Here is a 26,237-nt window from a genome sequence, read left to right on the forward strand (position 1 = left end):
TGGAGCTGTGTTTAAAAACAGATGAAAATCGCGCTTTTACTGTCACTATTAGTGGTTATATCTGGTTGCTCCTGGCGAGGGCCAGCACCGGTATCCAGTGTGACACCAGACTATACCAGCGTCGATAGAGGCAGCTATCGCGGCAGTTATTACGAAGTGAAGAAGGGCGATACTCTCTACTATATCGCTTACATCACGGATCGTGATATTGACGACATCATCGAACACAATAATTTACAGCCTCCCTATACCATCTACCCCGGGCAGACACTGGCGTTGTGGAAGCCCGCTTATCAACGTCCTGATGTGGCCCAATCCACATCAGGCGCCACAAATGTGGCCTCTGCCACAACGTCAGCTGCAAGTGCGAGCGTGGCAGCAGTATCTTCTAGAAAAAGCGCTAACCCTAGCAAATTCGAGGAAAAAAAGAAGTCTAAAACCGCGAGTGAACGCACAAAAGGCGTTGAATCGGGGTCATCGTCGAGGTACAGTCAAACTAAAGAAAAAAGTAAACAAGCTGTTAACAAGCGGACCGCCAGCCCATCAAACCAACAAAAAATAAGCTGGCAATGGCCAACCAGAGGCCGGATGGTGTCCCGATTTTCTAGCACAGAGCGAGGCAATAAGGGCATAGATATTGCTGGACAACGAGGACAGGGCATTCAGGCAGCGGCAGATGGAAAAGTCGTGTACGCCGGAAGCGCACTTCGGGGTTACGGTAAGTTAATAATAGTGAAACACAATGATGATTATCTAAGCGCCTATGCGCACAACGATAGTTTTTATGTTTCAGAAGGCCAAGCTGTCAAAAAGGGGCAGAAAATAGCTTCCATGGGCAGTTCTGGTGCAAACAGTGTTCGGTTGCATTTTGAAATTCGCTACAAAGGAAAATCGGTCAATCCGTTACATTATCTGCCAAAGCGGTAGCACAGAGTAATCAAGGTGATATCGCCGCAGCCACCAATGTGACGGGGCCGGTATAAGCAGAAATGAGTTCTGCTTAGCTGCTACGTCATAAGGGAGGCGCTATGAGCCAAACAAATACCGCAAAGAAACTGGACGGCTTGAACCAAGACGTTGAATTCGACACCGTAGAGGCACAAGCTGACGAGGTGCTCGAAGAAGTCGAAGAGGCAGTACAGCAACAAGCGGCCACTTCAAAGGCCTCTGATGCCACCCAACTCTACCTCAGCGAGATTGGCTTCTCGCCATTGCTTACCGCTGAAGAAGAGGTGCTCTACGCACGTCGCGCCCTGCGTGGTGACGAAGTCGCTCGCAAACGCATGATTGAGAGTAACCTTCGCTTGGTGGTGAAAATCTCACGTCGTTATTCAAACCGCGGGTTGGCGCTGCTCGATTTGGTCGAAGAAGGAAACCTCGGCCTCATTCGCGCGGTAGAGAAGTTTGACCCTGAACGCGGCTTCCGCTTTTCAACCTATGCAACTTGGTGGATTCGTCAAACCATTGAACGTGCCATCATGAACCAAACGCGCACCATTCGCCTGCCTATTCACGTGGTGAAAGAGCTTAACGTGTACCTACGTACGGCGCGCGAACTGGCACAAAAGCTAGATCATGAACCGACCGCTGAGGACATCGCGGCGCAGCTCGATAAGCCAGTGGAAGACGTCAATCGGATGCTTCGTCTTAACGAGCGTATTGGCTCTGTGGATAACCCCATTGGTGGCGATTCAGAAAAAGCCTTGCTAGATATCATTCCGGATGAGAAGCAAGACGGTCCAGAGTACACCACACAAGACGATGACATGAAAAAGTCGATTGTGCAGTGGCTACAAGAGCTTAACCCTAAGCAGCGAGAAGTGTTATCACGTCGTTTCGGGCTTTTGGGTCACGAAGCGTCAACGCTGGAAGATGTGGGACGTGAGATTGGTTTGACTCGCGAGCGTGTACGTCAAATCCAGGTGGAAGGGCTCCGCCGCTTGCGCGACATGTTGACACATCAAGGGCTGAGCATCGAATCGCTCTTTAATGTTGAGCAATAATCGAGTTACCCGTTGCGCGGAGTCAACACGTATTCACAGACAACAAAAAGGGACAGCATTGGCTGTCCCTTTTTATTTGCAGTCGTAACGTTCACAAAGTGACGGCGTAGTCGATTAGCGAGATTGCTGTAACGCCTTTAGCGCATAGAGGGCGTCTAGGGCTTGACGCGGCGTCATCTCATCAGGGTTTAACGCATCGACTGCGTTATCCAGCTCGCTGGGTTCAGGCAGCAAGGCGAGCTGAGCGGATGCTGGATCACCGACCGTTTGTTCAGCATGAACCGTTTGGTGACCGCTTTGCTCCAGTTGTGCCAGTTTGTGCTTGGCACGACGAATCACCGGCTTGGGGACGCCGGCGAGGCTTGCAACCGCCAGGCCATATGATTTACTGGCCGCCCCTTCCTGCACAGCGTGCATAAACGCAATGTCATCGCCATGTTCCATGGCATCAAGATGCACATTCACCAAGCCTTCCATTTGCCCTGGCAGTTCGGTGAGCTCGAAGTAGTGGGTGGCAAATAAGGTCATCGCTTGGATTTTCTCTGCCAACCATTCCGCGCTGGCCCACGCCAAAGATAAGCCATCGTAGGTGCTGGTACCGCGGCCAATCTCGTCCATCAACACCAAGCTGTTAGCGGTTGCATTGTGGAGAATATTGGCGGTTTCCGTCATTTCCACCATAAAGGTTGAGCGGCCGGAAGCGAGATCATCAGAGGCGCCAATACGAGTGAAAATACGATCGACGGGCCCAATGGTTGCACGGTCAGCGGGCACATAAGCACCAATATGACTCAGCAAGGTGATCAACGCGGTTTGGCGCATATACGTGGATTTACCCCCCATATTCGGTCCGGTAATGATCAACATTCGGCGCTCAGGGCTTAAGGCGATAGGGTTAGGGATAAAGGGGTCATTCATTACTTGCTCTACCACTGGATGGCGGCCGGCTTCGATATCGATGCCCGGCTTATCGGTGAGCACTGGGCGATGATAATTGAGAGTTTCAGCGCGTTCAGCAAGGTTGCACAGAACATCAAGGCCAGACAATGCCTCAGAAGCATGTTGCAGTTGAGCCAAATGTGGCAGTAATAGATCAAACAACTCTTCCCACAGCCGTTTCTCTAACGCTAATGCATTAGAACGAGAGCTTAAGACTTTATCTTCGTGCTCTTTCAATTCGGGGATGATGTAACGTTCAGCATTTTTAAGCGTTTGCCGGCGGATATAGTGCGCGGGCACTCGGTCACTTTGCGCACGGCTAATTTGAATGTAAAAGCCATGAACTTGGTTATAACCCACCTTCAGGGTATCGATGCCATATTGTTCGCGCTCGCGGGTTTCTAGTTCTTCTAAGTAGCGTGATGCGCCTTCCGATAAATCACGCCATTCATCCAGTTCCGCGTTGTAACCTGGCGCAATCACGCCGCCATCACGGATCACTACCGGCGGGTTTTCGACCACTGCGCGGTTGAGTAAGTCTTGCAGCTCTGGCATCGGTGTGGTGGCGGTGAGGTAATCAGAAAACGCACTATGATCCAGCTCGGTGAGCCGTGCCTGTATTTCAGGCAGCTGTGCTAACGCGGTGCGCAACCTTGCCATATCACGCGGGCGAGCGGATCGCATTGCCAAGCGAGCCAGTACGCGTTCAATGTCGCCAACCGGTTTGAGTGCGGCGCTTAAATCGATGTACAGACCACTATCAAGTAGCGCACCGATTGCATCCAAACGCTGGTTGAGCACTTGAGGGTCGCGCAGGGGTTGATGCAGCCAACGCTTCAGTAAGCGACTGCCCATCGGCGTCGTCGTGCGATCCAAAACGTCAGCTAGCGTATTGTCGGTGCCGCCAGCAAGGTTTTGGGTGATCTCTAAATTACGTCGTGTGGCAGCGTCCAACACCACAGAGGTGTCTTGCTGATCTTTGATGATGGCACGGATATGGGGAAGCGCAGTGCGCTGTGTTTCTTTGGCGTACTGCAACACACAGCCGGCGGCACAGAGCCCCAACGCACAGTCTTCCACGCCAAAGCCGACTAAATCGCGCGTGCCAAATTGACCGGTCAGTTGACTGCGAGCTGTGTCGAGATCGAACTCCCAAATCGGTCGGCGCCTTGCGCCGCGGCTCACCGCAAGTAAATCAGGGTAGGGAAAGTCTTCTGGGTAAAGCAGCTCTGCCGGTTGCGTGCGTTGCAGCTCAGCTTGCATTTGCTCGTAGGTGGCAGGTTCAGTCAGAACGAAGCGCCCTGATGTAATATCTAGGGTGGCAAAACCAAATTGGTCGTTATGACAGGTCAGTGCGGCGACCAAGTTATCAACCCGCTCGCTAAGCAGCGCTTCATCCGATACCGTACCGGGGGTGACGATGCGCACTACCTGGCGCTCAACCGGCCCTTTACTCGTGGCCGGATCGCCAATTTGCTCACAAATCGCCACCGGCTCGCCCAATTGCACTAACTTAGCTAAATATCCTTCCACGGCATGAAAGGGCACACCCGCCATGGGGATCGGTTCTCCGCCTGAACTGCCGCGCTTAGTCAGCGATATATCCAAAAGCTGAGAGGCACGTTTGGCATCGTCGTAAAAGAGTTCGTAAAAATCCCCCATGCGGTAGAACAGCAGCTCTTCAGGGTGCTGCGCTTTGAGTTTGAGGTACTGTTGCATCATCGGGGTGTGCTTTTCGAGCGCTTGTACTGTCACGACTAGACCTGCAAAATGGAACGTTGAAAAGGGTAGGTAGAATACGTGATCGTACGGCAAAGGGTAAAGTTGCGGTACTGGTTTCTTCACCCTAAACAAAAGGAGTGAATGGTGGAACAGTTATTCTCGCTAGCAAAGCAACTCGGCGACGCCTTATTGGATGCGGGCTTAACGGTGACCACCGCAGAGTCTTGCACCGGTGGCGGTATTGCTTACTGCTTGACGGACGTGCCGGGTAGCTCGCAGTGGTTTCAGCAAGCTTGGGTCACCTACAGCAACCAGGCTAAGCATCAACAGGTGCATGTGCCAGACGATTTATTGACCCAATACGGCGCGGTCAGTGAGCCTGTGGTAACGGCCATGGCAGAGGGCGCACTCAATGAAGCTGCCGCTGACTTGGCGATTGCTGTTAGCGGTGTCGCTGGTCCGAGTGGTGGCAGTGCGGATAAACCTGTTGGCACCGTGTGGTTCGCATGGGCTTGGCATGGCGGCGAAACCGACACTGAAGTGTGTCATTTTGAGGGTGATAGGCGCGCGGTCCGTGAACAAACGGTCGTGCATGCCTTGTCACATGCTCTGACGCGCTTGTCTCCGTAACTGGAGGCGTGTCGCATCACAAAGATTTTTTCTATACAGGGCTAGACACTGTATAAATGGACAGTATACTTAGCCCCAATTACTGATAGCTTTCATCGCATAGCGATAGCGTTTTATTTCCTGGAGACTGAAATGGACGATAACAAAGAAAAGGCGCTCGCAGCCGCACTCGGACAAATCGAAAAGCAATTTGGCAAAGGCTCAATCATGCGTCTGGGTGATGACCGCACGATGGACATCGAAACCGTATCGACCGGCTCTTTGTCTCTCGATATCGCCCTAGGTGCAGGTGGCCTGCCTTTTGGTCGTATTATCGAAATCTATGGCCCAGAGTCATCAGGTAAAACGACGCTGACGCTAGAAGCGATTGCCGAAGCACAAAAAATGGGTAAGACCTGTGCCTTTATCGACGCTGAGCATGCCCTTGACCCTATTTATGCGCGCAAGCTGGGTGTGGATATCGATAACCTTTTGGTTTCTCAGCCAGATACCGGTGAGCAAGCGTTGGAAATCGCTGATGCACTGACACGCTCGGGCGCTGTCGACATGATCGTGATTGACTCGGTAGCGGCTTTGACACCTAAAGCTGAGATTGAAGGCGAGATGGGCGACTCACACATGGGTCTGCAAGCGCGTATGTTGTCACAAGCGATGCGTAAGCTCACAGCCAACATCAAAAACAGCAATACCATGATGGTATTCATCAACCAAATTCGCATGAAAATTGGTGTGATGTTTGGTAACCCAGAAACCACGACTGGGGGTAACGCGTTAAAATTCTACGCCTCGGTTCGCCTGGATATTCGCCGCATTGGTGCAATTAAAGAAGGTGACGAAGTGGTGGGCAACGAAACCCGCGTAAAAGTGGTAAAAAACAAAGTTGCTGCGCCCTTTAAACAAGCTGAGTTCCAAATCCTTTATGGCCAAGGTATTAACTTGCAAGGCGAATTAGTGGATTTGGGCGTGAAACATAAGCTGGTAGAAAAAGCCGGTGCTTGGTATAGCTACAAAGGCGATAAAATTGGCCAGGGCAAAGCAAACGCCTGCAAGTACCTAAAAGAAAACCCGCACGTTGCTGAAGAAATCGACACCACCTTGCGTGAGATGCTATTGCAAACCGCGCTAAATAACGAAGCGGTCGACGCGAACGCGGAGGCAGAAACCGAGGACGACCAGCTGTAATGGCCGCGTCGTGCCAAGAAGTAGCGGTGGGCTTGTTGGCCCGCCGTGATCATTCTGTTCACGAATTGCAGCAAAAACTGACTCAACGCGGGTTTGATCAAGACGCGATTGCGCTGACCCTTGATGAGTGCCTCGCACGTGGTTGGCTTGACGACTCACGCTTTGCTGCCAGCTTGTTGCGACAAGGTGTGAGTAAACACCATGGCTGGTTACGCATTTGCCAAGACGCCAAGCGAAAAGGCATCGACACTGAGTTGTTAGCACGCGCCGAACAGGAGCAGGAGGTTGACTGGTATGCGCTAGCCAGAGAAACCGCACAGCGCAAATATGCCGATCTAGATGGTCGCCTTCCGCCAACGGACCAAAAAGAAAAAGCGAAGCGCATGCGCTTTTTACAGTCACGTGGCTTTAACTTTGATCAAATCCAATACGCACTCAGTTACGATCCGGACACGCATTTCTAAACCAATCCCACTCTGTCTCTTTTCCGCACGCGATCGGTTGTTTACAATGGCGTAAATAAAACCATGCTTCCATCGCGTCACGACCATATCTGGTTGCTAACGCAATATTCGATTATCAGGATTAGCCAATGTATATGAGCACTGATGAGATCCGTACAGCGTTTCTCAAGTTCTTTGAAAGCAAAGGGCACCAGATTGTGCCTAGCTCGTCGCTCGTGCCAGCCGATGACCCAACGCTTTTGTTCACCAACGCAGGAATGAACCAGTTTAAAGACACCTTTTTAGGGGTTGAAAAGCGTGACTACACGCGCGCAACGTCAGCACAGCGCTGTGTGCGTGCGGGTGGTAAACACAACGACCTTGAAAACGTCGGTTTTACCGCGCGCCATCATACTTTCTTTGAAATGCTGGGTAACTTCAGCTTTGGTGATTATTTCAAAAAAGAAGCCATTGCGTTTGCTTGGGAGTTTCTCACTGAAACCATTGGCTTACCAAAAGAAAAGCTGTTGGTAACTGTATACGAAACCGATGACGAAGCATTTGATATTTGGCATCAGCAAATTGGTGTCCCAGCGGATCGCATTGTGCGTATCGGTGATAAAGAAGGCGGTAAGCCTTACGAGTCAGATAACTTCTGGCAAATGGGTGATACTGGGCCATGCGGACCATGTAGCGAAATTTTCTATGATCACGGTGAGCATATCTGGGGCGGTCCTCCAGGGACGCCAGAAGAAGACGGAGATCGCTTTATTGAGATCTGGAATATCGTCTTTATGCAATTCAATCGTCAAGCTGACGGCACCATGGAGAACTTACCTAAGCCGTCAGTGGATACTGGCATGGGGATTGAGCGGATTGCGGCAATCAAGCAGGGCGTCCATTCCAACTATGAAATCGATGTTTTCCAGCAATTGATTAAGCAAGTCGCTGACATCATCGGCGTTGAAGATCTGACTAATCAGTCTTTGCGTGTGGTAGCTGACCACATCCGCTCGTGTGCGTATTTGATTGTTGATGGCGTGATGCCTTCTAACGAAGGGCGAGGCTATGTGTTGCGCCGAATCATTCGTCGTGCGGTTCGTCATGGTAACAAGCTTGGCAGCAAAGAGGCGTTTTTCTATAAGCTGGTTGGCCCTCTCGCCACCATCATGGGCACAGCAGGAGAAGATCTGCGTGCACAACAAACCATGGTGGAAAAAGTGCTTAAGATTGAAGAAGACAACTTTGGCCGCACGCTTGAGCGCGGGATGCTGATGTTGGAAGAGGCCTTGGACAAGGTTAAGGGTGACGAGTTGGATGGCGAAACTGTCTTCAAACTCTATGACACTTACGGCTTCCCGGCAGACTTAACCAATGATGTTGCGCGTGAACGCGGTTATCGGATTGATGAAGCTGGCTTTGAAGCGGCGATGGAAGCTCAGCGTCAACGCGCGCGGGAAGCGGGGCAGTTTGGCACTGACTATAACCAAGCAATAAAAGTGGAGCATGGCTCTGATTTTTGTGGTTACACAGGGACAGAAGGCTCCGGTCAGATTACTGAGATCTTTGTCGACGGAGACTCCGTTGAGAGCTTGGTCTCTGGCGATAAAGCGGTCGTGATCCTTGACCATACCCCTTTCTATGCTGAAGCTGGTGGCCAGTGTGGTGATACAGGGGTGATTGAAACAGACCAAGGGCGCTTCACCGTGACGGATACCCAGAAAGCGGGGCAAGCCATTGCGCACTACGGCAGCTTGTCGGAAGGGCAACTGAGTGTCGGGACACAAGCAACCGCTCGCGTGGATGCTGCGCGTCGTCACGCGGTAGCGATGAACCATTCTGCGACTCACTTGCTGCATGCTGCGCTACGTGAGGTACTGGGTGAGCATATTGCTCAGAAGGGGTCTTTGGTTCGCCCTGACGGCTTACGTTTTGACTTCTCACACCTTGAGCCGGTCACCGCCGATGAACTCAAAGCGGTTGAGCGGATCGTGAACCAGCAAATTCGTCGAAACAATGCAGTACACACTGAGGTGATGGATATTGACGCGGCCAAGCAAAAAGGCGCGATGGCACTGTTTGGTGAGAAATACGATGACCAGGTGCGCGTATTAAGCATGGGCGACTTCTCTATCGAACTGTGTGGCGGGACACACGCGACGCGTACGGGCGACATTGGGATGTTTAAAATCGTCTCTGAAGCGGGTATCGCGGCCGGTGTGCGTCGTATCGAAGCCATTACCGGGCAAGCGGCCATTGATAGCGTTTATCAGCAACAGGCAGACTATGAAGCCAAGCTTGACGATGCCCAGAGCAAAGCGAAAGCCTTAGAGAAACAAATTCAGCAGCTTAAGCAGAAACTGGCCGCACAAGAGAGTGCTGGGCTGATTAATCAAGTCCGTGAGCTAAACGGGGTAAAAGTGCTGATTAGCCAGCTTGATGGCGCGGATAACAAAGCACTACGTAGCATGGTAGATGATCTGAAAAACCAAATGGGCAGTGGCATTGTGCTGCTCGGCAATGTGGCCAACGACAAAGTCGGCCTGATTGCGGGTGTCACCAAAGATCTTACCGGCACGGTAAAAGCGGGTGAACTGGTCAACCTTGTTGCGCAGCAAGTAGGTGGCAAAGGCGGTGGTCGCCCTGATATGGCGCAAGCCGGTGGTAGTGATGTGAGTGCACTGCCGAGTGCGTTAGCCTCTGCGGAGACGTGGCTCGCTGAGCAACTTTAAGCCACCTTTGTTTTTCCACAAAAGTCAAGAGGGTCGCGTAATGCGACCCTTTTTTGTGATCTAGATTAATAATTGCACTTTTTTTCTGATTCTGTATAGTGCAACGCCTTAAGCGACGCACTGGCGTAAGACGTGATACTGGTTAGATTTTATCGCCACGCCAGCCAATGCAGTACAGATTTCTCTTACACTGTTATCTCAGGTCAATCGCCTTCTCGGCTAACGGCATGATGATAAAACAGTAAATTTCTCTGCCCCTTTCTGGATATGGTTTGATAATTCAGCCATAGTGTGAATACGGACGTTTTGGCGCCCGTATTGGCATCATTAGCAGGGAAAGAATCCAACGATCACAGGTAACGAGCCGATACGCTGGCGGGTTATCTGGCTCAGACACTAATTGAATAAGTAAAAGATTGATACTCAAGGAGTAGAAGCATGCTGATTTTAACTCGCCGTGTGGGCGAAACCTTGATGATTGGTGATGAAGTGACTGTCACCGTACTGGGTGTGAAAGGTAACCAAGTCCGTATTGGTGTGAACGCACCGAAAGATGTTTCGGTACATCGCGAAGAGATCTACATGCGTATTCAGGCCGAGAAAGGCACGCCTGCAAGTGGTCAAAACGACTACTAACAAGGCAAGAAAAGGTCGACCTAGGTCGGCCTTTTTTATCGCTGCTTTTTCCATAAAATCAGAATGAAGCGGCGATAAATCCAACAATAAAATCAGGCTGTGGGTGATAATTGTCCATTTGTTGGTGGCAAGACGATTTTTGCCAGAAAAGTGTTTGACATATATGTGGCTCAAAGTAATATGTGCACCCGCAGCGACGGTGAGGTGGCCGAGTGGCTGAAGGCGCTCCCCTGCTAAGGGAGTATACGGTTTGTAGCCGTATCGAGGGTTCGAATCCCTCCCTCACCGCCATGTTGTTGCAAGCAAGATAGATGCGCGTCCGTAGCTCAGCTGGATAGAGTACCTGGCTACGAACCAGGCGGTCGGAGGTTCGAATCCTCCCGGACGCGCCACTACTTGCGGTGAGGTGGCCGAGTGGCTGAAGGCGCTCCCCTGCTAAGGGAGTATACGGTTTGTAGCCGTATCGAGGGTTCGAATCCCTCCCTCACCGCCATGATTTACAAGCCTGCCTTGTAGTTAAGATGTGCGTCCGTAGCTCAGCTGGATAGAGTACCTGGCTACGAACCAGGCGGTCGGAGGTTCGAATCCTCCCGGACGCGCCATCTCTTCACGGAAGACCCGCAAGATTGTTCATGATGAACGTAAGATTGTCGACACGCGCTCGTAGCTCAGCTGGATAGAGTACCTGGCTACGAACCAGGCGGTCGGAGGTTCGAATCCTCCCGAGCGCGCCATCTTCAATCCTAAGCAAATCCGTCAGCGCGTCCGTAGCTCAGCTGGATAGAGTACCTGGCTACGAACCAGGCGGTCGGAGGTTCGAATCCTCCCGGACGCGCCATTTTGCTTCTCTTCGCGATATCCCCTTGTGACATGACTTTACACCAATCGTGCAAAACAGACAGTTTTCACGTCTTTACCCTTTTCTCTGTGCCGTCGTCTTATTGCAACACGCTTATCAGCTGACTGCTTATCATCTCGGAATGCCTATCAGTACCGAGCTTTCAACGATCTTGGTCGCTTTCGGAAAAACGCTTTTTCCAAAAATGCCACAGTCGTGAAGCTGGAATCGCTTTTCTATACGGTGACGCTTAGCCGGGCGCCATTGCTACTTGCCTGCTGGCCGTGAGTTTGCATAAACATCCAGTTTATCCATCTTTTTTAATCAGTGAGTGAAAATACCCATTAACGGACGTTATGAGGTAACAAAAACGCAATAGTCAGATTGTCATTTATGCGAATTGTTAGTATTTTGAACGCCGATGATGAATTTGCCCCCAAGATAAATGGATAATAACGGGGACAATCACTGCTTAGATGTAAGCAAAAGTGAGTGTGACAAGGAAGAAATCATGGATTTAGGCCCGCTTTTAGAACAGGCGATGATGCTGATGTTAACTGGCATGGTTGTCGTGTTCGTATTTCTCTCGATATTAATTTTTTTGGTCCGCCAACTGGAACGTTTTGGCGATCCTATCCCACCTGCCGCGGCCAAAGCGGCCACTCAGCCCAAAGCCCAAGCAGCACCTGACGCATCACAACCTTCATCGGATGTGATTGCCGCAATCACTGTGGCTGTTCAGCAGTACCGCCAACGTCACCGTTGAGTGGTCAGGCACATATAAAAAAGGAGTTTGTTATGTCTACGCCGTTAGCTATTACCGATGTGGTATTGCGTGATGCCCATCAGTCGTTGTTTGCCACACGTCTGCGTTTGGACGATATGTTGCCGATTGCCGCCGAGCTGGATCAAATTGGTTTTTGGTCATTGGAAACCTGGGGTGGGGCGACCTTTGATGCTTGTATTCGTTATCTGGGGGAAGATCCTTGGGTGCGCTTGCGAGAGCTCAAAAAAGCGATGCCAAATACCCCGATGCAGATGCTGCTACGTGGTCAGAATCTGTTAGGTTATCGCCACTATGCCGATGATGTGGTACACAAGTTTGTCGAGCGCGCACATGCAAATGGCATGGATGTGTTCCGGATTTTTGATGCGATGAACGATGTGCGCAACTTCCAAGCAGCGGTTGGTGCGGCGGTGGACGTCGGTGCGCATGCGCAAGGCACGATCTCTTACACCACCAGTCCTGTGCACACCATGGACACGTGGACCGACTTGGCTAAACAGTTGGAAGATCTTGGCTGTCACTCGTTGTGCATTAAAGACATGTCAGGTTTGTTAAAACCTTATGAAGCACATGAGCTTGTGAGCCGTATCAAAGCGGCTTGTGATATTCCCTTATCCTTGCACTGTCACGCCACCACAGGGTTATCGACGGCCACAGCCGTCAAAGCGGTCGAAGCGGGCTTGGATGTACTCGATACCGCCATTTCTTCAATGAGCCAAACCTACGGGCACACGCCGACGGAAACCGTGGTGGCGATGCTTGAAGGCACTGAGCGCGAAACGAACCTCGACCTGAATAAGCTTGAGTCTATTGCCGCTTATTTCCGCACCGTGCGTAAAAAATACGCGCAATTTGAAGGGCAGCTTAAAGGCGTCGACTCACGTATTTTGATTGCACAAGTGCCCGGCGGCATGCTGACCAATATGGAAAGCCAGCTTAAAGAGCAGGGTGCGGCCGACAAAATGGACGAGGTGCTGGAGGAAATTCCACGGGTTCGTGAAGATTTAGGCTATATCCCCTTAGTCACCCCGACCTCGCAAATTGTTGGCTCTCAGTCGGTGATTAACGTGCTAACCGGTGAGCGCTACAAGAGTATTACCAAAGAAACGGCAGCCCTTTTAAAAGGGGAATACGGGAAAGCACCCGCGCCGGTTAATGCCACCCTCCAAGCTCGCGTGTTAGACGGCGAAGAGGCGATCACCTGTCGTCCTGCTGACAAGCTAGAACCGGAAATGGAGGCTTTGACCCAAACACTGACCGACAAAGCCGCGGCCGAGAATGTCACCTTGGCGGAGCAGACCATTGATGATGTGCTGACCTACGCCCTGTTCCCTCAGGTGGGATGGAAGTTCTTACAAAACCGAGGCAACCCGGCTGCGTTTGAACCGGCACCTACCGGGGAGCCAGCCCCTACGCCCGCGGCTCCTCAGCCATCAGGCAGTGACGACGTGGAAACCTATAGTGTGCGTGTTAACGGTCAGGTTTATCAGGTCGATGTGGGGCCTGATGGTGCGCTGGGTGATGTTCAGCCAGTCAGTCAGGCGTCGACTTCGGCGAGTGCGCCAGCCCCTCAAGCTGCGCCAAGCAACCTAGAGCCAGTTACGGCGCCTCTAGCAGGTAACATTTTTAAGGTGATGGTCACGCCAGGTGAGCATGTACAGGAAGGTGATGTCTTAATCATCCTGGAAGCGATGAAGATGGAAACCGAAGTACGAGCCGCCCATGCGGGCACCATCCAAGACGTACAAGTGAAAGAAGGCGATGCCGTGACCGTCGGTATGCCACTATTGCACCTAGGATAAGAGGGCAGCATGGAAGGATTAATGATCCTGTGGTCGGAAACTGGACTGGCAAACTTTCAGTGGCCACAGCTTGTAATGATTGCCGTGGGCTGTCTATTGCTCTTTTTGGCGATTCGACGCGGCTTTGAGCCCTTGCTTTTGTTACCTATCGGTTTTGGCGCTATATTGGCGAATATACCCAATGCCGGTTTTAACGAACCGGGCGGTCTGCTCTACTACGTCTACCATGTCGGGATTGATACTGGCGTGTTCCCACTCCTGATATTTATGGGGGTGGGAGCAATGACCGATTTTGGTGCGCTGATCGCTAACCCGCGCACCTTGTTGCTCGGCGCGGCGGCACAATTTGGTATTTTTGCCACCTTGTTTGGCGCCATATTGCTTAACTTGGTACCAGGCATGGCGTTTAGCCTCCAAGATGCCGCTTCCATTGCGATCATTGGTGGCGCGGATGGGCCAACGGCAATTTTCTTGGCGAGCCGTTTATCACCGGACTTGCTCGGGGCCATTGCCGTCGCAGCCTATAGCTATATGGCTCTGGTGCCCATTATTCAGCCACCAATCATGAAGTTGTTTACCTCTGACAGCGAACGCAAGATTGAGATGAAGCAACTTCGTCATGTGTCGAAAACCGAGAAAGTGCTGTTTCCGCTGGCGGTACTGATGATGACCATCTTATTCTTGCCTTCGGCGACACCGCTGGTTGGTATGTTCTGCCTCGGTAACTTGATGCGAGAGTGTGGCGTGGTGGATCGCTTATCGGGCACTGCCCAGAATGAGCTGATCAACATTGTCACCATTTTTCTTGGTCTGGCGGTAGGCTCCAAATTGGAAGCCGATAAGTTTCTTCAGTTTGAAACCCTCGGCATCTTGGTATTGGGCGCAGTGGCGTTTAGCATCGGTACCGGGACTGGGGTCTTAATGGCCAAACTCCTTAACCGCTTTAGTCGTGACCCTATCAACCCGTTGATTGGTGCAGCCGGCGTTTCAGCCGTACCGATGGCGGCCCGAGTGGTTAACAAAGTAGGACTCGATGCCAACCCGCATAACTTCTTGTTAATGCATGCGATGGGGCCGAACGTGGCCGGTGTGTTGGGCTCTGCGGTCGCGGCTGGTATCTTGTTGGCCTTGGTGGGCTAATGCCCGGGTGATTTGACACCGAGTAGATAAAAAGAAAATAGCGGTAGGCATTGAGTCTGCCGCTTTTTTTGTTAAGACTAGAGGTTTACGCTTTGCAATGGCTCTGTGCTTAATCTCGTCGTTAAGGCAAATACCATAACGTTGTACGCCAGCATAAGCACAATGGCATGCGAAAGGAGTCAATATGTCGAATAATCTCTCACTTGCAATCACTGAATTTGGTGCGCCCGAGGTACTTACCCCGGTCAATCGTCCGATTCCATCTCCCTCTGAAGAGCAGGTGTTGATTCAAGTAAAAGCTGCTGGGGTTAACCCCATTGATGCAAAAACGCGTGCCGGGCTTGGTTGGGCTGCAGAGCACAATCAAGACAAGCTACCTTGGGTGCCGGGCTATGATGTTGCCGGGGTGGTGGTGGCGAATGGCACCAATGAAAGCAAGTTTGATGTGGGGGATCGTGTCGCTGGGATGGTTGGCTTCCCAACGGAAGGCGGGGGATACAGCCAATATGTGGTCGCCGATGCTGGGTTGTTATCAACCGTGCCGCCGAGTGTGCCTATGGTGGATGCCGCTGCAGTGCCGTTGGCAGGGTTGACGGCTTGGCAAGCGCTTGAGCATGGTAAACTGGTGCGTGATGAAAAAGTATTGATTTTAGCGGGCGCTGGGGGCGTGGGGCACCTTGCGGTACAGTTAGCCGTTCGTCTTGGGGCGCAGGTTTATGCCACAGCCTCTGAAAACAATCATGCCTTTTTACGTCAACTGGATGCGACACCGATCGATTACCATCAAGCGCATTGGGCCACTGCTAATGGTGAATTTGATCTGGTGATTGATTTGGTGGGGGGAGACGCCGCCATTGATGCATTAGCAAGCCTGAAAACAGGTGGGCGTATCGTCACCGTCCCCACTAATACGCGCGATACCATTACCTCCGCTGCTGCCGAGCGAGGGCTGAAAGCGACAGGTATGTTGGTTGATCCAAATACTTGGCAGACTCAGCGCTTGCTCGACATGCTTGATCAGGGCGATCTGAAGATAGATATCGCGGCCGTCTATCCGCTTGAACAGGGCGCACAGGCGCACAAAGCGTTAGAAACAGGGCATACACGTGGTAAGCGCGTGTTAGAAATGCCCTCGGGTTAACCACCAAGCCCGTGGGAGCGCTTTGTCGTGGTGGCAGGTGCTGAACCAATGATAATGCATGGGGTCGAATGGACGATTGGATGCTGTTGGCAACCTTGTTTGCCACCAGCTTTTTAAGTGCGACCTTATTGCCAGGTGGCTCTGAGGCCAACCTGGTATATTTAATAACCCAGCACGCATTCGTGGATGGGATCGTTGTGGCGATTGCCACGGTAGGCAACACGCTCGGTGGCATGACCAATTACGCTATCGGGCGCTGGCTGCCCGATTATCAGCCGCATCAATCATGGCACCGTCGAGCGCTCGCGTGGCTGCAACGCTACGGCTATGCCGCGCTGCTGCTAAGCTGGGTGCCGGTGATTGGTGATCCGTTATGCGTGGTGGCTGGTTGGCTGCGCCTTCGACAGTCTTGGTGTTGGGTGGTCATCTTTATTGCAAAAGCATCACGCTACCTAGTGATTGTGATTTCATTCCGTTGGGTAGCAGGTTAGGAATTATTATATGCCACGTTTATTGCTCGCCACATTTTTCTTACTATCTGTCTTGTCAGGGTGTCAGCTTACAGGCTCTTCGCCGACTCAAACGCCTGAGGGCATTACGTGGATCAAAACCGTTTCGCCCCCCGCGGGCAGCGCCCAAGTCCCTTATCAGCAATTTAAATTAGATAATGGACTGACGGTGTTGTTGCATGAGGACCACTCCGACCCTCTTGTTAACGTTGATGTTCGCTATCACGTCGGTTCTGCCCGAGAAGAGCCGGGAAAATCAGGCTTCGCACACTTTTTTGAGCATATGATGTTCGAGGGCTCAGAGCATGTGGATGATCACGGTAAGCGCATAAAAGAAGTGGGAGGCTATAACAATGGCTCAACCAATCGTGATACCACCCAGTATTATCAAACGGTGCCAGCCAACGAATTAGAGCGTGTCCTTTGGCTTGAATCTGATCGCATGGGCTTTTTGCTGGATGCTGTCTCTCAGCGCAAATTTGAAGTGCAACGTGACACGGTGAAAAACGAGCGGGCATTTCGTATAGATAATGTCCCTTATGGCCGCGTTAACGAGACCATTAATCAAGCACTCTATCCTGAGGGCCATCCGTATTCATGGCCAGTGATTGGTTACGTCGAGGATCTTAACCGTGTAGATGTGACGGATCTTAAGCAGTTTTTCTTACGCTGGTATGGCCCTAACAACGCCACCCTCACCATTGGTGGCGACATCGATATTCAGCAAACCCTTGCTTGGGTGAAAAAATACTTTGGTGATATTCCTCGAGGCCCATCAATACCAGAGGCGAAACCTCAATCGGTCACGTTGGACGGCCCTCGCTTTGTGACATTGGAAGATAAGGTCTCACAACCGGTATTACTGATGACCTTTCCTACCAGTGTGCCTGAGACCGATACCACGACGCGCCTGGGAGTGCTGGCCAATGTATTGGGACAAGGGCGTGACAGTGTGCTTTATCAATCTCTTGTACAAACTGGGCAGTTGTTAAGTGCAGGTGCATCGCACCAGTGTGGTGAGCTGGCCTGTACGTTTGATATCTACGGTGTCGGCCGCCAAGGCCAATCACTGGCTGAAATCCGTACCTTGTTAACACAAACCATGGCGCAGTTTGAGGTAAAAGGGGTGAGTGACGAGGATATCAACCAAATTCAATCCATGGTGGAAGCCGATAATATCTTTGCGCTGCAAAGTGTGGACGGCAAGGTATCACAGCTAGCAAGTGACTATACGCTCTACGGTGATGCAAACCGTATGAATCAGCGCCTTGCACGCCTTAATGCGGTGACCCCTGACAAGGTGATGGAAAGCTATCGGCAGTGGATAAAAGATCAGCCCGCAGTAAATACCAGTGTGGTCCCTATTGGACGGACGGACTTGGTCGCTGCGCCAGCGAATTTTATCTATCAACGTCCAGAATATGACCAAGCACAGACGCAAAACCAGCACGACACGTTAGCACGACGTGATACCCCAGAAAGTTTCGATCGCACCCAGATCCCGGCTCCTAATGGGAGTGTCACGGTCAATGTGCCACGCATTTATCGGGCAGACCTGGACAATGGTATTCACCTGGCAGGCACAGTGAGTCGCGAGACACCCACGGTCACCTTGCAGCTTCGTTTACCCGCCGGCACCTTGATGGAGCCTAACGATCAGCGAGGCATCGCTAACTTAACGGCAACGATGGTTACCGAGGGCGCGGCAGGTATGTCAGCCGCTGAGCTGACGCGAGCGCTAGACAAGCTGGGCAGTCGAGTCAATGTCGCTGCAGACAGTTACTACACACAAATCACAGTAACGTCACTGAAAAAGCACCTGGGAGAGACCCTTAAACTGGTAAACAAAACCTTGCGTGCACCGACGTTTGCAGAAAAAGATTTTGACCGTGTTAAAGCTCAGTTATTGGAGGGCATGGCATCTCGCGCTGATGATGCAGGTTGGTTAGCCAGCCAAGCGACAAACCAGCTGTTATATCAAGATGCCACCTTCCGTGCCCCAGAGGGAGGCGTCGCGGAAGATATTGCAGCGATGACACTTGACGATGTTAAACACTTCTACCGTCAGCACTACGTATTGAAAGGCAGCCAACTGATCGTGGTGGGGGATCTTTCTCGTGAACATGCGATCAACTTAGCCAACCGGATCACGCCGTGGCAAGCGCAAATGCAACCTACGGCTCAGGTGGCGCGTGCCGTCCCGAAAGACTACGACCAGGCACAAATTTGGCTGGTGGATAAGCCGCAAGCACCACAAACCAGTATTCGTATGGTGCGCCATGGTATGCCCTACGATGCCACTGGCTCGATGTTTAAAACCCGCTTAGCCAACTTTAATTTAGGGGGCAATTTTAATGCACGCCTGAATCAAAGCTTGCGTCAAGATAAAGGCTATACCTATGGCGCGCACAGTGGTGTTTATGGCGGCCGGCAGACAGGCACTATAGAAGTCAGTACCGATGTGCGCGCAGATGCGACACACGATGCGATCAAAGCGCTATGGCAAGAAATGGCGCATGCACAAGAAAATGGCTTTTCCGCACAAGAATTGGCTTACTTGCGTCAATCTAGTGGTCAGCGTGATGCGCTGCGTTATGAAACGCCATGGGAAAAAGCAGGCTTGATCGCGCATATTGAGGCCTTTGAATTAGACGACAACTACCGTGAGGCACAAAAAGCGTTATTGCAATCAATCACATTGCAACAGCTGAATGCCCAAGCGGCACGTTGGTTTGATCCTAACGACTATCAAATCATTGTGGTCGGGGATGCGTCTCGCCTTGGCGATAGCTTACGTCAACTTGGCTTGCCAGTGCGCACGTTAGCACTTGATTACCGATAAGCCTATTTGGATAAACTTACTCCGCTGCGTGATGGCTTTTGAGTAATAGCTTGTTTATATTGACCGCCACGCAGCTTAAAAAAATAAGAGATACATTTTGACTGACTTTACCCAACGGTTAGCGCGTTTAGCGCAAAACCCAGATGCCTTAAAGGGGATTGGCCGCGGATTGGAGCGCGAGGCATTACGCATTACACCAGCGGGGCATTTAGCGCAGACGGCGCATCCAGAGACGCTTGGATCCGCGCTGACACACCGTTGGATCACGACGGATTTTGCTGAATCGCTGTTGGAGTTTATTACGCCTGTTAACACCTCGGTGAAAGGGATGCTGGACGAGTTACAGGACATCCATCGCTTTACCTATCAGCAAATGGGCGACGAACAATTGTGGCCCATGTCAATGCCATGCGTGGTGGCATCGGAAGACGATATCACCTTAGCGCAATACGGCAGCTCAAATATTGGGCGGATGAAGACCTTGTATCGCCAAGGGCTCAAGCATCGCTATGGCAGTGTGATGCAAGTGATCTCAGGGGTGCATTTTAACATTTCTTTGCCTGAGACATTTTGGCAGCATTTGTACCACTCAGACACAGTAAGCCAAGCGTCAGTCACCCAAGGTTACTTTGATCTTATTCGTAATTATTACCGCCATGGTTGGATGATCCCTTATCTATTTGGTGCGTCACCTGCGTTATGTGGCTCGTTTATCAAGCATGCGGAAAGCCAGTTGCCCTTTGAACATATGCCGTCAGGTACGTGTTACTTACCTTATGCAACGTCGCTGCGCTTGAGTGATTTAGGGTATACCAATAATGCGCAAGCGGATCTGAAAATTGGTTTTAACACCCTAGAGCAATACCTTGAAGGATTAAGAAGCGCGATTCGTACTCCCTCACAGGCGTTTGCCAAGTTAGGTATTCGTGATGGCGAGACGTATCGTCAGCTCAACACCAATGTGCTGCAAATTGAAAACGAGCTCTATGCGCCTATACGCCCCAAACGGAATGCCGAAAGCGGTGAAAAGCCGACCGAGGCGCTTGAGCGAGGCGGTGTCGAGTACATTGAGGTGCGCTCTTTGGACGTCAATCCATACAGCCCGGTGGGGATTGAAGAGGATCAGATCCATTTTCTTGATCTCTTTGTCTCCTGGTGTGCGTTATCGCCTTCTGAGCCGATGACCGACCCTGAGCTCAATTGCTGGCGTGACAATTGGAACAAAATTGTACTCGAAGGCCGCAAACCAGGCTTAACCCTGACCACAGGATGTGAGGGCGAGACCCTGACGCAAGCAGCGTGGGGGTTACAAGTGATGGGTGAGCTTAAGCAGTTGGCGAAAGTGATGGATCAAGCCGTTGGGGACCATCGTTATGAAACAGTATGTGACAAGATGATCGCCTGCTTTGATAACCCAGAGCTTACCCTATCAGGTAGGGTGCTCGCGGACGTGATAGCGCAAGGTGGTATTGGCGGCTTGGGATTGGGTCTTGCGTGTGACCATAAAGCGGCGCTAGCGGATGTGCCCTACAAGATCCACAGTGATGCAGACTTTTTACAAGAAGCGAAAGAGAGCGTCGCGCGTCAAAAAGCGGTAGAAGAGAGTGATACTCAAACCTTTGAATCCTTTTTGAATGCTTACTTTAAAGATGTGCCCATGGCCGAAAGCTGGTAACTAGGCTCACCATGACCAGAGCGCGCTTGATCTGTCGTTTAGCTGCCCTCTTTCTTGTTGTGGGCGTATCCGGATGTGCCACACCGCCGCCGGACAACCCTAACAATCTTTGTGATATTTTCGACCAGCACCCCGACTGGTTTGAAGCGGCGGTCGAAATGGAAGAAGATTGGGGGACGCCCATCCAAGTCGCGATGGCATTTGTTAAGCAGGAAAGCGCGTTTGTTCATGATGCCTTACCGCCTCGTGATTATGTACTAGGGGTTTTACCTTGGGGGCGAGTGAGCAGTGCGTATGGGTATGCGCAAGCGCAAGATCCTGCGTGGTCTGATTATCAAAAAGCCACAGACAATGGCGGCTCCCGCACTGACTTTGCCGATGCGTTACAGTTTATTGGTTGGTATACCGATGCAACCTACCGCCAACTCGGGGTGTCTAAGTGGGATGTGTATCGTCAGTATTTGGCTTACCATGAAGGTAGAGGTGGATTTCAGCGCGGCTCGTTTGAGGGGAAACCCGGGTTAAAACGCGTGGCGCGTAAAGTCGAACAACAAGCAAAGGACTACGGTTGGCAATTAAAAGGTTGCCGACAACGACTCGAGGATAATCTGAGCTGGTGGCCATTCTAAGGTCATCGCGAGGGATAAAGGAGGTAAGATGCCACTATTAGATAGTTTTACGGTTGACCATACTCGCATGCATGCGCCGGCTGTGCGTGTTGCCAAAACGATGCAAACGCCCAGCGGTGATACTATCACTGTGTTTGACCTTCGTTTTTGTCGCCCTAACGAAGAGCACTTGACAGAAAAAGGGATCCACACGCTCGAGCACCTGTTTGCTGGCTTTATGCGTAAGCATCTCAACAGCGATAAGGTTGAGATCATTGATATCTCGCCGATGGGGTGTCGTACTGGCTTCTACATGAGTCTGATTGGCGAACCACAAGAGCCTGAGGTGGCGAAAGCATGGGAACTGGCGATGGAAGATGTGCTGGTTGTGCCGTCGCAAGACAAGATCCCTGAGCTCAACGAGTATCAATGCGGGACATATGAGATGCACTCACTCAGCGAGGCGAAAGATATCGCTCGTACCATCATCGATGCAGGCGTGACCGTGAATAAAAACGATGATCTTTCCTTACCTGAGTCCATGCTACAAACGTTGCGCGTTGACTAGCGCGCCTCAGCCTTGAACGTCAACGGCAGTCCATATTGGGCTGCCGTTTTTCTTGGTATTTATGGCTTTCTCCCTTTTTTGTCTTGATTGCTAGATAAATGCCTGGGAAGTGTAGGCTTTGTTGCTTCTTTTTTGCCTCATCAAGCACGCTTCTCGCTTTTCTCGCTGCGTCCGTGCACGGGTTTCGCTAAGCTGACACTGACTTGGAAACAAAAAGGCTGTGGGATAAAAGTGAGTTTACGCACCAGACATCTAAATGACGCGATCCGTTTTTTCCGTTGGTTAACCGGGATCACCTTGCTGATGGTGATGTCGAATGCCCACGGATCACTCAATGGCTTTTGGTCTTATGATGAGTACCTTGCGCTGCACCCTGAGCAAAAAAGTCTAACCACCGAATTGGACGCTCTCGTACAAGCAGAGCCGGTTCCTTTTTTCGGTGCCATGGATCCAATAAAAATCGCTGTGGTGGTGCCGGGCGAGCAAATATCCGACTACTGGCAGCGTAACGTACGTGCCTTCGAGCGGCGGCTGACTGCGCTCAATATCCCTTATCAGCTCCAACAAGTCACGACGCGCCCCAATACCGATATTCGTGAACAAAGTGCCTCGTTGTATGCAGCGTTACGTGATGGGGCCGATTACCTCATTTTTACCTTGAATAGCGTGCGCCACCGTAAGTTTATTAACCATGTGTTATCCCAGAACAAAACCAAGCTTATTTTGCAAAATATCACCACGCCCGTAAAAGCGTGGCAAGATAATCAGCCATTCTTGTATGTGGGGTTTGATCACCAACGTGGTAGCCGTGCATTGGCAACCTATTACCAGGAGCGATATCCTGAAGGCGTGAATTATTCGGTGCTTTATTTTTCGCAAGGTTATGTCAGTGATGCACGGGGAGATACCTTTATTGAGGCCATGAGCTCGCACGCTGATAGCAGCTTGCTGTCTGCCTATTACACCAAGGGTGACCGAGAGTCGGGTTACCAGGCGGCCAAAGCGATGCTAAACAATAATCCAAAGCTCGACTTTATTTACGCGTGTGCAACCGACGTCGCGTTTGGCGCTGTCCAGGCCCTCGATGAGCTAGGCCGTGACACGGTTGGACTCAATGGCTGGGGCGGGGGCTCAGCAGAACTTGACGCGATTGCCGCCGGTCAACTTGATGTGACTGTGATGAGAATGAATGATGATACAGGGATTGCCATGGCCGAGGCGATCAAACGTGACATTGAACATCAACCTGTGCCTGTGGTCTATTCTGGGCGGTTTGAAGTGGTCACTCGCTACGATGATCCCAAGCGAATAGAGGCACTTAAGAAAAAAGCATTTAGGTATTCGGACTAAAAAATGGCCATATCGGGTTCGCCGAAGCTGTCACTGTCTCAATTACTGACCCGTTTGATTGTGGTCTTTTTCCTCTTTGTGACGGCCGGGGTGTATATACAGAGTTATCAGCTTACTTTGGCGGGGATTAATCAAGAAATCACCCGCACGCTGACGCAGACTTCTCGCCTGTTGCAAAATGTGTTTGACAGTCGTCTCACATCACTACAAATCCACCAAAATACCAATGCCGCGAGTGCGACACTGCAGTCAATGGTGGCGAATGAGAACAGCGCGGCGTTGGATGACTATTTTATCGAACAAGAGCAACAAGACGTGGCCAACACCCCCGATTTCCGCTTTATCGCCAAAGACGATCGGGTGCTTTGGCATGATGGCAGTAGCTTGTTTCATGGGATTGATGGTGACGAGCTGGAACAGTTACGTCTGCAACTCAGAGGCGTTAACCGCTGGACGTTAACCACCATAACCACAGAGGTGGAGCAAAGTTATTTGTTGATGCGGCGAACGCCAATCGTGTTTCAGTCTAGTGGCAAGCTGGGTGGTTACTTATATGTGGTGGTGATGCTTAATGGCAACTTCTCGTTTGTCAAAAGTTTGCAGCGCGCCAGCGGTACGCAAGCGGTGTGGCTGTCTGCTGATAATGTCACGCTTGCCTCGACACTGAGCGGCAACGATGACATTGGTCGCGATCTTACGCTTCCTGCGCCAGGAGAGAGCCAGGCATTTCGTCACTATTTGGTGAGCCAAGCCAAGTTACACATCGCCGGTGAGCCCTCAAAAATAGCGCTATTGTCGGCACAGCAAAATGACAATGTGGTGGCACTGCAACGCCAAATGGGAATTAACCTGCTGTTGACCACGATGGTGATTATCGTGGCAGCGATTTGGGTGAACCGATTTGTGCAAACGCGCATCGCGGATTCACTGGAAAAATTGATGCGTTATACCCAAGGTGCGCGTTCGCGACAGCGTACCTTGCCTTTTGCGGGCTCGGATATTGAAGAGTTTAACCATATCGGTAAGACCTTGGAGTCCACCTTTGATGCCTTGTATGAAAAAGAGCGCTCCCTGCAAGATCTGTTTGATTATGCCTTGTCACCTATCATCGTTTGGGACACCGACTTTGCCATCACACGTATTAACCCCGCGGCCAAATTAAAGCTGAATTATGATGAGCAGATCCATGCGTCCAGTTGGTTATATGACCAATTCATGTATGCCATTTCACCGCATCTTAAACGGTCAGTTAACGGTACGATTTTAAAAGGGGTCAATATCGAGATTGATCGTCGGGTTTATCGTTGGAACCTGGCGCCTTTAATGGTCGACAACCAAGTGAAAGCGGTGATTGGACAGGGGCAAGAAATCACTTCATTGATTGAAGCGGAGCAACAGAGCCAACGCGCCAAAGAAGCGGCAGAAGCCTCTGCCCGTGCCAAGTCTGAGTTCTTAGCTAAGATGAGTCATGAAATTCGAACACCGCTCAATGGTATCTTAGGCATCACCCAGATATTGAGTGATAAGGCGAAAGAGAAAGAGCAAAAAGAGCTTTTAGGGAGCCTCTACCAAAGTGGTGAGCACTTACTCACTGTGTTGAATGATGTGCTGGATCTTTCCAAAATAGAACAAGGAAAGATGACCATCGAGCACGGCGACTTTTATCTGCACGACATGATTCGCACGGTTGAGAATATCTATACCCCGATTTGTGAGAGTAAACAGATTGGATTGACGATTGATGCGCCCGTTGCGGGTGACACCATGGTTTGTTCTGATCAATCACGCCTGACTCAGATCCTTTTCAACTTGATGAGCAATGCGGTGAAATTCACCCATGTGGGCAAGGTGGGGATGAACATCAAATTGGTCGAGTCGGGTGAGCAAACAAGCTTACATATAGAGGTTACTGACACGGGGGTGGGGATGAATCAACAAGCGCTAGCATCCTTGTTTGACCCTTTTGTACAAGCTGACTCCAGCGTCACGCGGACATACGGAGGCAGTGGCTTGGGATTATCTATCGTGAAAAGCTTACTCGACTTGCTCGGGGGGGACATTGATGTGACCAGTGAGCCAGATAAAGGTAGCCGCTTTATGGTCACTGTGCCTGTGACCGTGACACACGCTAAACCCGAACAAGCCGTAGAGGTTGACCCCTTTGATCCCGCGTCTTTGGGTATAGAGCGGTTGTTGCTGGTCGAGGATAACAAAATCAATGCCATGGTGGCTCAAGCGTTTTGCAAAAAATACCAGATTGATGTTGATTGGGTGAAAGATGGGGAGCAGGCGCTCGAACGTCTCCAACAGGCAGATTATGATTTGGTATTAATGGATAATCATATGCCCAAGCTTGGCGGCATTGATGCGACGAAAGCGATTCGTAAAACCTTGGGGCTCGCTGTCCCTATCTATGCTTGCACGGCAGATGCGTACGGCCATGTGCATGAGGCCTTTTATCAAGCGGGCGCAGACTATGTGATTGTTAAACCGATCAAAGAGGCCAGCTTTATTGAAGCATTACGGCATTACACCTGTACGGAAAACAGCTCTTGATGATGGCTGATGCACCGGTCGATCATGTGGCGAATGAAAAAGAGTAAGACAGAAAGGTGGGGAATGCCCCACCTTTTCCCGTTTATTTCACGGTTGTTATGACTTGCTCAGCTTACTTGTTGTGATATCGCTGA

19 protein-coding genes and 6 tRNA genes are annotated in these 26,237 nt (G+C 51.1%); 24 read left to right on the plus strand and 1 reads right to left on the minus strand.

Translation table 11 applies throughout. The features are described 5' to 3' along the window. Positions 1–21 precede the first annotated feature (21 nt). Together N8M53_RS02675 and rpoS are read left to right on the plus strand one after the other, a co-directional pair. Positions 22–927 (plus strand): peptidoglycan DD-metalloendopeptidase family protein, encoded by a 906-nt coding sequence (locus N8M53_RS02675; protein ID WP_269579393.1) that lies wholly within the window; start codon positions 22–24, stop codon positions 925–927. Between the two features lie 101 nt (positions 928–1,028). Then, a complete protein-coding gene (rpoS, locus tag N8M53_RS02680; RefSeq protein WP_046074104.1) occupies positions 1,029–2,003 on the plus strand; it encodes an RNA polymerase sigma factor RpoS in 975 nt (324 codons plus the stop codon). A gap of 114 nt (positions 2,004–2,117) precedes the next feature. On the opposite strand, the gene mutS is transcribed toward rpoS, so the two are convergent. Next, positions 2,118–4,664, minus strand: a complete 2,547-nt coding sequence (gene mutS, locus N8M53_RS02685; RefSeq protein ID WP_420066602.1) for a DNA mismatch repair protein MutS — start codon at positions 4,662–4,664, stop codon at positions 2,118–2,120. A gap of 144 nt (positions 4,665–4,808) precedes the next feature. Between mutS and N8M53_RS02690 the strand changes: the two genes are divergently transcribed. The 22 genes from N8M53_RS02690 (at position 4,809) to N8M53_RS02795 (ending at position 26,103) form a co-directional block, all read left to right on the plus strand. After that, positions 4,809–5,294 (plus strand): CinA family protein, encoded by a 486-nt coding sequence (locus N8M53_RS02690; protein ID WP_077578961.1) that lies wholly within the window; start codon positions 4,809–4,811, stop codon positions 5,292–5,294. A 132-nt stretch (positions 5,295–5,426) separates the two neighbouring features. Beyond that, positions 5,427–6,476 carry a recombinase RecA gene (gene recA, locus N8M53_RS02695; RefSeq protein WP_046074105.1) on the plus strand — a complete coding sequence of 350 codons (1,050 nt, stop codon included), beginning with the start codon at positions 5,427–5,429 and terminating at the stop codon, positions 6,474–6,476. Next, entirely contained in the window at positions 6,476–6,940 is a 465-nt protein-coding gene (locus N8M53_RS02700; protein ID WP_269579395.1) for a regulatory protein RecX, read from the plus strand. Before recA ends, N8M53_RS02700 begins: the two co-directional genes overlap by 1 nt. 128 nt (positions 6,941–7,068) lie before the next feature. Then, positions 7,069–9,651 carry an alanine--tRNA ligase gene (alaS, locus tag N8M53_RS02705; RefSeq protein WP_269579396.1) on the plus strand — a complete coding sequence of 861 codons (2,583 nt, stop codon included), beginning with the start codon at positions 7,069–7,071 and terminating at the stop codon, positions 9,649–9,651. A 438-nt stretch (positions 9,652–10,089) separates the two neighbouring features. Then, a complete protein-coding gene (gene csrA, locus N8M53_RS02710) occupies positions 10,090–10,287 on the plus strand; it encodes a carbon storage regulator CsrA (RefSeq protein WP_077484408.1) in 198 nt (65 codons plus the stop codon). Positions 10,288–10,485: 198 nt separating this feature from the next. Then, a tRNA-Ser gene (locus tag N8M53_RS02715) sits at positions 10,486–10,578 on the plus strand. Positions 10,579–10,602: 24 nt separating this feature from the next. Next, a tRNA-Arg gene (locus N8M53_RS02720) sits at positions 10,603–10,679 on the plus strand. Between the two features lie 8 nt (positions 10,680–10,687). After that, positions 10,688–10,780: transfer RNA gene (locus N8M53_RS02725), tRNA-Ser, on the plus strand. Between the two features lie 32 nt (positions 10,781–10,812). Continuing rightward, a tRNA-Arg gene (locus N8M53_RS02730) sits at positions 10,813–10,889 on the plus strand. A 55-nt stretch (positions 10,890–10,944) separates the two neighbouring features. Then, a tRNA-Arg gene (locus N8M53_RS02735) sits at positions 10,945–11,021 on the plus strand. Between the two features lie 27 nt (positions 11,022–11,048). Next, positions 11,049–11,125: transfer RNA gene (locus N8M53_RS02740), tRNA-Arg, on the plus strand. Positions 11,126–11,636: 511 nt separating this feature from the next. Next, entirely contained in the window at positions 11,637–11,891 is a 255-nt protein-coding gene (locus N8M53_RS02745; protein ID WP_269579397.1) for an OadG family transporter subunit, read from the plus strand. A gap of 32 nt (positions 11,892–11,923) precedes the next feature. Next, positions 11,924–13,714, plus strand: coding sequence for a sodium-extruding oxaloacetate decarboxylase subunit alpha (gene oadA, locus N8M53_RS02750; protein ID WP_269579398.1), 1,791 nt, complete (start codon positions 11,924–11,926; stop codon positions 13,712–13,714). A 9-nt stretch (positions 13,715–13,723) separates the two neighbouring features. Beyond that, a complete protein-coding gene (locus tag N8M53_RS02755; RefSeq protein ID WP_269579399.1) occupies positions 13,724–14,854 on the plus strand; it encodes a sodium ion-translocating decarboxylase subunit beta in 1,131 nt (376 codons plus the stop codon). Between the two features lie 184 nt (positions 14,855–15,038). Then, a complete protein-coding gene (locus tag N8M53_RS02760; RefSeq protein ID WP_269579400.1) occupies positions 15,039–15,995 on the plus strand; it encodes an NADP-dependent oxidoreductase in 957 nt (318 codons plus the stop codon). 68 nt (positions 15,996–16,063) lie between these two features. Next, the gene (locus N8M53_RS02765) at positions 16,064–16,486 is read left to right on the plus strand and encodes a YqaA family protein (RefSeq protein WP_269579401.1); all 423 of its coding nucleotides are present in this window, start codon (positions 16,064–16,066) and stop codon (positions 16,484–16,486) included. Between the two features lie 10 nt (positions 16,487–16,496). Then, complete coding sequence (locus tag N8M53_RS02770) at positions 16,497–19,346, plus strand: M16 family metallopeptidase (protein WP_269579402.1); 2,850 nt, start codon at positions 16,497–16,499, stop codon at positions 19,344–19,346. 97 nt (positions 19,347–19,443) lie between these two features. Then, the gene (gene gshA / locus N8M53_RS02775; RefSeq protein WP_269579403.1) at positions 19,444–21,021 is read left to right on the plus strand and encodes a glutamate--cysteine ligase; all 1,578 of its coding nucleotides are present in this window, start codon (positions 19,444–19,446) and stop codon (positions 21,019–21,021) included. An 11-nt stretch (positions 21,022–21,032) separates the two neighbouring features. Then, positions 21,033–21,650: a hypothetical protein gene (locus tag N8M53_RS02780; RefSeq protein WP_269579404.1), complete on the plus strand. Its 618-nt coding sequence runs from the start codon at positions 21,033–21,035 to the stop codon at positions 21,648–21,650. A gap of 28 nt (positions 21,651–21,678) precedes the next feature. Continuing rightward, entirely contained in the window at positions 21,679–22,197 is a 519-nt protein-coding gene (gene luxS, locus N8M53_RS02785; protein WP_269579405.1) for an S-ribosylhomocysteine lyase, read from the plus strand. A gap of 303 nt (positions 22,198–22,500) precedes the next feature. Beyond that, positions 22,501–23,547 carry a substrate-binding domain-containing protein gene (locus tag N8M53_RS02790; protein WP_269579967.1) on the plus strand — a complete coding sequence of 349 codons (1,047 nt, stop codon included), beginning with the start codon at positions 22,501–22,503 and terminating at the stop codon, positions 23,545–23,547. Positions 23,548–23,550: 3 nt separating this feature from the next. Then, positions 23,551–26,103, plus strand: coding sequence for a LuxQ periplasmic sensor domain-containing protein (locus N8M53_RS02795; protein ID WP_269579406.1), 2,553 nt, complete (start codon positions 23,551–23,553; stop codon positions 26,101–26,103). The last annotated feature ends 134 nt before the right edge of the window (positions 26,104–26,237 follow it).

It is taken from the genome of Salinivibrio kushneri (assembly GCF_027286325.1).
In the GTDB taxonomy this organism is placed as follows: Bacteria; Pseudomonadota; Gammaproteobacteria; order Enterobacterales; family Vibrionaceae; genus Salinivibrio; species Salinivibrio kushneri_A.

Bases quoted from the DNA above. Each gene is read 5' to 3' on its own strand.
- alaS (WP_269579396.1), top strand. From the start codon at position 7,069: ATGTATATGAGCACTGATGAGATCCGTACAGCGTTTCTCAAGTTCTTT.
- csrA (WP_077484408.1), top strand. From the start codon at position 10,090: ATGCTGATTTTAACTCGCCGTGTGGGCGAAACCTTGATGATTGGTGAT.
- N8M53_RS02780 (WP_269579404.1), top strand. From the start codon at position 21,033: ATGACCAGAGCGCGCTTGATCTGTCGTTTAGCTGCCCTCTTTCTTGTT.
- mutS (WP_420066602.1), bottom strand. From the start codon at position 4,664: ATGATGCAACAGTACCTCAAACTCAAAGCGCAGCACCCTGAAGAGCTG.
- N8M53_RS02790 (WP_269579967.1), top strand. From the start codon at position 22,501: ATGGTGATGTCGAATGCCCACGGATCACTCAATGGCTTTTGGTCTTAT.
- rpoS (WP_046074104.1), top strand. From the start codon at position 1,029: ATGAGCCAAACAAATACCGCAAAGAAACTGGACGGCTTGAACCAAGAC.
- N8M53_RS02770 (WP_269579402.1), top strand. From the start codon at position 16,497: ATGCCACGTTTATTGCTCGCCACATTTTTCTTACTATCTGTCTTGTCA.
- N8M53_RS02700 (WP_269579395.1), top strand. From the start codon at position 6,476: ATGGCCGCGTCGTGCCAAGAAGTAGCGGTGGGCTTGTTGGCCCGCCGT.
- luxS (WP_269579405.1), top strand. From the start codon at position 21,679: ATGCCACTATTAGATAGTTTTACGGTTGACCATACTCGCATGCATGCG.
- N8M53_RS02760 (WP_269579400.1), top strand. From the start codon at position 15,039: ATGTCGAATAATCTCTCACTTGCAATCACTGAATTTGGTGCGCCCGAG.
- recA (WP_046074105.1), top strand. From the start codon at position 5,427: ATGGACGATAACAAAGAAAAGGCGCTCGCAGCCGCACTCGGACAAATC.
- N8M53_RS02755 (WP_269579399.1), top strand. From the start codon at position 13,724: ATGGAAGGATTAATGATCCTGTGGTCGGAAACTGGACTGGCAAACTTT.
- N8M53_RS02675 (WP_269579393.1), top strand. From the start codon at position 22: ATGAAAATCGCGCTTTTACTGTCACTATTAGTGGTTATATCTGGTTGC.
- N8M53_RS02795 (WP_269579406.1), top strand. From the start codon at position 23,551: ATGGCCATATCGGGTTCGCCGAAGCTGTCACTGTCTCAATTACTGACC.
- oadA (WP_269579398.1), top strand. From the start codon at position 11,924: ATGTCTACGCCGTTAGCTATTACCGATGTGGTATTGCGTGATGCCCAT.
- N8M53_RS02745 (WP_269579397.1), top strand. From the start codon at position 11,637: ATGGATTTAGGCCCGCTTTTAGAACAGGCGATGATGCTGATGTTAACT.
- N8M53_RS02765 (WP_269579401.1), top strand. From the start codon at position 16,064: ATGGACGATTGGATGCTGTTGGCAACCTTGTTTGCCACCAGCTTTTTA.